At 66.3% G+C, this 7,569-nt stretch carries 5 protein-coding genes; 4 read left to right on the top strand and 1 reads right to left on the bottom strand.

What is annotated here, in order from left to right; translation table 11 throughout:
* Window positions 1–71: 71 nt before the first annotated feature.
* Window positions 72–623 (bottom strand): ATP-binding protein, encoded by a 552-nt coding sequence (locus CKO40_RS23075; protein WP_200348807.1) that lies wholly within the window; start codon window positions 621–623, stop codon window positions 72–74.
* A gap of 169 nt (window positions 624–792) precedes the next feature.
* Between CKO40_RS23075 and CKO40_RS23080 the strand changes: the two genes are divergently transcribed.
* From CKO40_RS23080 to CKO40_RS23095, 4 genes are all read left to right on the top strand, one after another.
* Complete coding sequence (locus CKO40_RS23080) at window positions 793–1,299, top strand: archaeosortase/exosortase family protein (protein ID WP_200348808.1); 507 nt, start codon at window positions 793–795, stop codon at window positions 1,297–1,299.
* Complete coding sequence (locus CKO40_RS23085; protein ID WP_200348809.1) at window positions 1,278–1,943, top strand: hypothetical protein; 666 nt, start codon at window positions 1,278–1,280, stop codon at window positions 1,941–1,943. Before CKO40_RS23080 ends, CKO40_RS23085 begins: the two co-directional genes overlap by 22 nt.
* 425 nt (window positions 1,944–2,368) lie before the next feature.
* Window positions 2,369–4,045 (top strand): putative Ig domain-containing protein, encoded by a 1,677-nt coding sequence (locus CKO40_RS23090; RefSeq protein ID WP_200348810.1) that lies wholly within the window; start codon window positions 2,369–2,371, stop codon window positions 4,043–4,045.
* Between the two features lie 25 nt (window positions 4,046–4,070).
* On the top strand, window positions 4,071–7,569 hold a 3,499-nt coding region (locus CKO40_RS23095; protein ID WP_200348811.1), incomplete at its 3' end, for a DUF6531 domain-containing protein.

Genomic DNA, 7,569 nt, shown 5'->3' on the forward strand with positions numbered 1-7,569 from the left:
TGGGGGCTAAGATTCCCGGTGGCAAGTGGTTGCGCATCGAGGTCGGCGAGGCGCCGGTTTAGATCGGCTGCTCAGGAGGTAGCTGTCCAAAAAGCTGCGTCGGTTTTCTGCGTTTCCGGGAGGTCTGGATACTGCTCCAGGTCGAAACCGAAAGCCTCGCGCATCTCGGCGAACGACCAGTGCGGCAATTGCAGCAGCTCGAAGCGGCCGGCGAGGCTCTCAGTCATGCCGCGGGCGATCAGCAGTGGCGCCGAGCCGAGCAGCACCACCTTGAGCGGCCGCTTGCGCCGCGTGTCTTCGTCCCACAGCCGTTTGACGGCCTCGGACCAGCCGGTGATCTTCTGGACTTCATCCAGCACCATGCCGGCGCCACCCGCATCACCCCCCTCGAGGCGCGCAGCCTCCCACTGCTGCGCGATCCACTCAGCCCCGCGCAGGGTCGGCTCATCGGCGCTCGCATAGCGAACGCCCGGGCCCACATCTTCGGCGAGCTGCTGCACCAGCGTGGTCTTGCCCACCTGCCGCGGCCCGGCCACCACCTGGATGAAGCAACGCGGCTCCGCCAGCCGGCGGCGCAGCTCGGCGGCCTGGGGGCGCTGATAGGCGATTATCGGATTACTCAACATAGTGAGTAAGTTTACTCACTGTGCCGCCACCAGGCAGCGTCCGAGCCGTCCTGCCTGTCATACATGCTTCATGTCACCTTGCTATGGTCCGCAAAGTGACGGCATCAACGAGCGTGACCATCACCCCGTACCCTGACAGGAGCCCCGCACGACCGGCCATAAGGACATGCGCAGCAAGCTCACCCCCTTACTACCCGCCATCGCCTTCCTGGGAGTATTCCTGGTCCTCGACCTCGCTTACCTCTGGGCCAAGAACAACGGCCTGAAACCGCTGCTCATCGACACCGTCACCGTCCAGCCGAGCGCACACCTTCTCAATCTGCTGCTCGAAACGAAGGTCGCCGCCGAAGGCCACCTGCTCGTGGCCGAAGGCGTGCGTATCTCCGTGCTGAACGGCTGCGACGGCATCGAGGCCATGCTGATGCTCGCCGCCGCCATACTAGTGGCGCGGCGCGCCTGGGCGGTCAAGGCGGCGGGGATCGCCGCCGGCGTGATCCTGATCTGGTCCATCAACCAGCTACGGGTCGCGGCGCTGTTCGCGAGCTACATCCACGCGCCGGACTGGTTCGAGTCCATCCACGGGCTCATCGGGCCGGTCGTCGTGGTCGGCGCAGCCGCGCTGTTCTTCCTGTGGTGGTCCAGGGACGGGGCGTGGCGCAGCAACCCCGCCTGAGCATTGCCGGACCCGCCCTGCGGGGTCTGACCGCACTTGCCGTCCTGGTGCTCACGGCCCCGTACTGGGGCTTTGCCTACCTCGCCCTCGTCCTGCCCATATACGAATGGATCCTGAACCTGCTGCCGCACGGCTGGGACAGCGTCACCGTCAGCCTCGTCGTGGACGGCCGCGAGACCATGGTGAAGGCGAGCTTTCGCACCTTCACAGGCTTCGAGTTCGCGGGAAGCCCGATACCAAGCCTCGGCTCGGTATCCTCCTTCACGCTCCAGGGCCACGTCCTCCAGCACCCCGTGACCATCCTCACTCTCTGGGCCGCCTGGCCCCTGCGTCACTGGACCCTTCGGCTGGTCGCTCTGCCACTGATCATCCCTGGTCTCGCCGTGGTCGAGGCAACCGACGTCCCTCTGGTGCTGTACGGCTCGATGCAGGATCTCCTGCTCGCCAACCTCGCCCCGGATCGACTCGCGTCCGACCCGTTCGTCACGGCCATGGACGTCATGAACAGCGGCGGTCGAATCGCCCTGGGCGCCGCGGCCGGCATTGCCGCGATGGCGCTGACCGGCGCAATCACCGGGCCCGCTCCGGAAACCCCAGCGCATGGCACAAGCACGGATGTGGCATCGCCGGTAGCGCCGAGATGAAACGCCTGCTTGCCACAGCCGTTCTGATGATGGCGATTCCCGGTGCGCACGCAAACGCCATCACCCAGAGCGTCATCGAATGATCACTGAGACTTCGCGAAAGGGTCATCAGTCGTAGAAAAAATAACGACATGCGAAAAAGCGGAAGAATTTGATAGACACGGAGGTCTCCTGGTGCCGCACCGTTCAACTCCATATCAAGAGCGCTCCCGCGCCACTGTTTCCTGGAAGGCGCCTGGCACAGAGCCGACTCTGTCAGGCCCGACACTCTCCTGTGTCGGCCGGCCGCATGGCTGGCGAAGCACTTCGCTCGTGGTTCCGACGAGCGCGCCAACCGCTTGGCGCTCCGATCGTAGCCAGGATGTACGCCTACCAACGTCGCTGCACACCCCGAGCCATAGCCTCACGTTACAGGGAGCAAAGTAATGAATCCTGTCCTGCGCTGCGCCACCCGCCTCACCGCACTGATCCTGGCGCTCTTGACTATTGCTTCCCCCTCAAGCCTTGCAGCCACAGGCGCCGAGATCGATACGATGCGCGAAAAGGCCCTTGCGTGGCTATACATCAACCAGTCCGGCGACGGATTCTGGCATGGGCCCGGTCGGACAGAGATCCAGGTCACGGGGCTGACGCTCCAGGCCTATGCCTCGGTGGGCATTGAGACTGGTTATTCCCGCGGAGCGGCGCTCACCTGGCTTGCCAACACCCCTGCCGGCAGCGTAGAGGCCTTGGCGGTGCAGGCAGGAACATTGGGTAATGCGGGTCGAAATGTCACTGACTTGCTTGTGCGCCTCGAAGACGCCAGAGACGCCTTTTCTCTTAGCTGGGGAAGCTACCCCCGCTACCAGCCGAGCATGCCCGACACGGCGGTCGCGATGGACGCATACATCCTGTCCGGGACCGGGTACGCAGATGCTGGCAACACCCTGGGATGGATGGTGAACTTCGCGCAGAACGGCGACGGTGGCTGGGCCTACATTTCCCCAACGATCGGCGCAGCCAAGAAGCCCGGACCGAGTCGCCTCATCCCGACTGCGCGCGCGGTCCTCTCGCTCAGCCATTGGGCCAGTCTGTTTAATCTCGACAGTTCTATTACCCTTGCCGTGAACTGGTTGCTCGCGCAACGGCTGCCCGATGATGGTTTCAATGACGATCCAATCGCAGCTGCCAGCGAGCCCTACGAGACGGCGCTGGTCCTCCAGGCCCTTGAGGCTGCCCAGGGGGCAGGAAACGCCGCCGCCTCGGCGGCAAGCGCTGAGATCGACGCGGCAAGGGACTTTCTCGTTGCTTCCCAGGACGCCAACGGGAGCTGGAACGACGATCCGTTTGCCACCGCGGCGGTGGTGAGCGCTCTGCCGGACGTCGCACTGGCCGACGGCGATGCCGACGGCATCCCCGACGCCGTCGAAGCGTACACCGGAACCGATCCGAATGTGGCGGACGGCCGCTCCCTGCTCGACCCCATCGGCCAGGGGACGGTCGGCACTCACAGCGCCGAGCTGCTCGCGGAACTCGGTTACGCAAGCGCCATCAACACGGCGCTTACGGCCTCCGGACCGGCCCAGTCCTTTTTCATCAACGCCGGCGTCCTGCCCGGCGGCATCACCCTGGACGAGCAGACCGGGCAGCTCTCCGGGGCCTCGACCACCACCGGCACCTTCAACTTCGAGTACACGGCTGTGCTTGCCGACGGGACTCAAGAGACACGGGTGGCGGCCATCCGCGTGGCCGCACCCAAGCCGGAAGTGGAAGATGAAGAGATCCCCGTCCTGCCGTTACCCATGCTTGTGCTGCTCGGCGCCATTCTGGCGGCCATCGGCACCCTGCGGCGCAACCGCGTCCTCACCCTTGCCCTCATCGCCATGCTGCCCCTGGGGCTGCCGCGGGACGGCACGGCGGCGGGGCCGCTGCCCGTCACGGTAAGCGAGCGCATCATCAAGGAGTACGCCGGCGGGCGCTCGCCGGTGCGCGATCCGGAAGCTGTGGCCATTGAGCACGAGCTATCCCGGGCGCTGTCCCCAGGCCATTCACCCGTGGCCAGGCGCATGTTCGCCCAGACCCTGAAGCCGGCGCCTCGCCCGCTACCGGGAGCAGGTACTTGAGCGCCTCGACCGCCAGCGCGGCCGGGTGGCCGCCCTCGGAAACGCTGCGGCGGCGACAGCCATCGCCACCCGCGCCCAGGCGCTGGAGGAGAAGATCGGCGGGCTGATCTCCGACATCGACGGGCTGGAGCCGGGCGGGCCGGCAGCCCGCGCCGCCGCCGTGCTCTCCAAACTTGAAGGGACGGTAAAGAATCTGCGGTTCCCGCGCCATCCGGACCGGCCGGTGCCGACCTTCTCCCAAGAAGCACCTGGTCCGGCCCTGAGCTTGCCCGCAAGCAGCACGCTACCGGCCTACATCACGGCGGATGCCTATGAGCGGGCGGGACAGATGTACGCCTTCAACGGCGACCTGCTCCTCCTGGCCGCGGCGCCCCCGACGCCCGGTGAAGCCGCCAGCTGCGCCTACACGAGTCCGGATTTGGCCGACGACGGCAAGGACGTCACCATCACGCAGGAGATCCAGGATCTGGCCGAATACCTGGATTACTCCCCGGCGCGGATCTTCGAGTACGTCGCGAACGAGATCGCGTTCGAGCCGTATTACGGCGCGCTCAAGGGCGCCCAGGGAACCCTGGAGACCGGAGCCGGCAGCGCCACCGATCAGTCCTCGCTCCTGATTGCCTTGCTCCGGGCCTCGAACATCCCGGCCCGTTATGTTCGGGGTGACGTGCAGTTCCAGGACGAGACGGTTCCCGAGGCGGAAGCGACGGTCAACCGTTGGCTGAGAACCCGATCCTATGCGGCCTCGAGAAGCCGCTTGAGTGCGGGCCAGAACCCTACCGCGATCCAGATCATCGACGGCGGCGGAACCCCCGTGGGCGTTCGCTTCGCCCATGTCTGGGTCGAGGCCTGCGTCCCCTATGCCCATTACCGTGGCGCCCGGTGGTACAACGCCGGGCATCGCTGGGTCCCGCTGGATCCGAGCTTCGAGACACGGCGCTTCGAGGTGGGGCTGTCCACGGCCGAGACCTTCGACTTCGACGCGTACCTGAGCGGCTTCAACACGAAGCTGCCCCACGAGGTCTTCGAGGCCCAGGTCCGCCAGTCCCTCGGTGGCAGCGACAGCCTGCCCGACGTGGGCTATCGCTCGGAAAAGCTCCCCCTCATGCTCGACATCCTGCCGGCCTCGCTGCCCTACCACATCGACCAGTTCACCGACTGGTCGAACAGCGGTGCGCCGGAGACCGCCTCCCTGCCGGACAGCCACCGCTATCTCCTGCACGTGGGCGTCAAGAACGGAAGCGGCACAGATCTCGGCGCCTCCCTGAGCCGCCGCCTGGCCGCGCTCCTGACCGTTCCCCTTACTCTGAGCTTCGAAGGCGCCACCAATAGTGACCGGGCAGTGCTGGACGACTGGCGGCGCAATGGCGGTATGCTCCCGGCCGGGCTCGACCTGGAGCCGGTGGTGCGGATCGACGGAGACATCGCGGCCCAGGGTACCGGTTCGGTGCCAAGCGAGACCCAGGACAACCAGCTCGAACTATCGATCTCTCTTGGAGAGGCCCGCAGTTCACTGTCCAGTGCCTGCACAAACCAGCCGGGTACCAGGATGATCAATGCCGTGTGCTTCGACGGCATCGCAGCGACCAACTACCACGCCTTGCAGGCTTACGCCTTCCAGGCCGCGGAAAACGTCTTGGGCGACCTCGCTGACTCAGTGGTTGAGAACGTGAATGCCGCCGCCGCCCTGGCCGACGACCTCGACGGCACGCTCGGGCGCTTCTTGCACTACGCGGCGCTCAAGTACATGGGTGACATCAGCGACGCCGCGGTGCGGGTCGGCCGGCTGCGTGGCACCACCGGCGACAGCGGCCTGCATCTCGGGCTCACCTCGACCCAGAGTCATGTGGAGAAATTCCTTGACCTGCCCTTCGGCATCAACAGGCAGGGCTTCCTCATCGACGTGCCGGGCGGGCAGTCGCGAGCCCGGGAATTGGTCACAGGGGAGCTGGATTTCGAGGCCTTCGTGCTCGCAGGGTATGTGGCCTCGGCCCTCGAGACCTTCATCTGGCAGGAGACCGCCCGGCTCGACGCCGTCTCGACCATCACCGGCATCCAACATGCGAGCGAGGTGGGCTCCGAGATCCTGACCATCAACCCAGGGAACCGGGGCACCGAGCTGCCCAAGGTCAACACCACGGCCAACGACCAGGGCAACCCCCTTGCATACGACCCGAGCTTCGTAACAAACGTTCTGGAAGCGCAATATCTCGATCAGGACTTTGACGAGATTAAGGTGCCGGAGGAGCGGATCAACTTCCAGGGATGGGAAGGGTATGTGTTAGTCGCCACGAAATTCGTTCTCGATGCGGAGCCCGGTACACCGGGCGACCAGACGGTGGCCTCGGCGTCGTTCCCCATCTCCGGCGGCTTCGCCGGCGGCTACTCGGTCCCGGACCCCACCCCGGTGGTCACCTATAACCGCTCCACGGGCACGGGCTACGTGGGTGGCTCCACCACCACGGCGAGCGGCGGCGGGACCGCCGGCGACGACCAGGCCATCGTCCATCTCGGGCAGGGCGCCGTGGGCGGCGGCAGCGGCACCTCGAGCCCCCACAACACCTATGCCGGCGATCCGGTCAACCTCATCACCGGCAACTTCTTCCACAGCGAGCGCGACCTGGTCATCCCCTACCGCGACCTGCCCATCGTCTTCGAGCGCGCCTACAACAGCCGTAATCCCGCCGACGGGCCGCTCGGCTACGGCTGGACCCACAGCTTCAACCACCGCCTGCTGTTCCGGGACGAGAAGCCGGACGGCGTCGAGGACGCGCTGGACACGGACGGCATCACCTCGTCGGTGGTGTGGGTGGACGGCGCCGGGGGCGAGAAGCATCTGAGCGTCACCGGCGATGCCACCGGGGTGCCCATCGGGGCGCCCATCACCACCCCGGACGGCTTCCAGTTCACCCTGACCCGGGAGCCGGACGGCACTTACCGGCTCGAGGAGAAGAGCGGCCTCGCCTATGCCTTCGAGAGCGTCCCCGGACAGGTGGGGGAGACGGCCAGGCTCGCGCGCATCACCAGCCGCAACGCCAACAGCCTGACCCTGGGCTATGTGGGCAGCGAGCTGCGCACCGTCACGGACGACACCGGCCGCGCCATCACCTTCGGCTACGACGGCGGGCGCATCGCGAGCCTCACGGACTGGACCGGCCGCGAGCACCGCTATGCCTACGACGGGGCGGGGAACCTGACCGCGTATCGCAACCCCCTTGCCGTGGCCGGCGAGCAGCCGCCGGTGACCTACGACTATTACACCGCCGCCGACTCGCCGGTGATCGACCACGCCATCCGGTCCATCACCCTGCCCAAGGGCAACGGGCTCGCCTTCGAGTACTACGCCGACGGCCGCGTGTTCCGCCACACCAACTCGGCTGGAGAGACCTTCACCTTTCAGTACAACGACTTCCGCCGCGAGACCCTGGTCACCGATGCCCGCGGGTTCACCACCCGCACCTTCTTCAACGAGTACGGCAACCCCATCGAGGTCATCGCCCCGGACGGCGCCGTGACCACCTACG

Source organism: Halochromatium glycolicum (assembly GCF_016584085.1).
In the GTDB taxonomy this organism is placed as follows: domain Bacteria; phylum Pseudomonadota; class Gammaproteobacteria; order Chromatiales; family Chromatiaceae; genus Lamprobacter; species Lamprobacter glycolicus.

What these genes read in the sequence shown, in the direction of transcription:
- CKO40_RS23080 (WP_200348808.1), top strand. Translation starts at nt 793, where the DNA reads ATGCGCAGCAAGCTCACCCCCTTACTACCCGCCATCGCCTTCCTGGGA.
- CKO40_RS23090 (WP_200348810.1), top strand. Translation starts at nt 2,369, where the DNA reads ATGAATCCTGTCCTGCGCTGCGCCACCCGCCTCACCGCACTGATCCTG.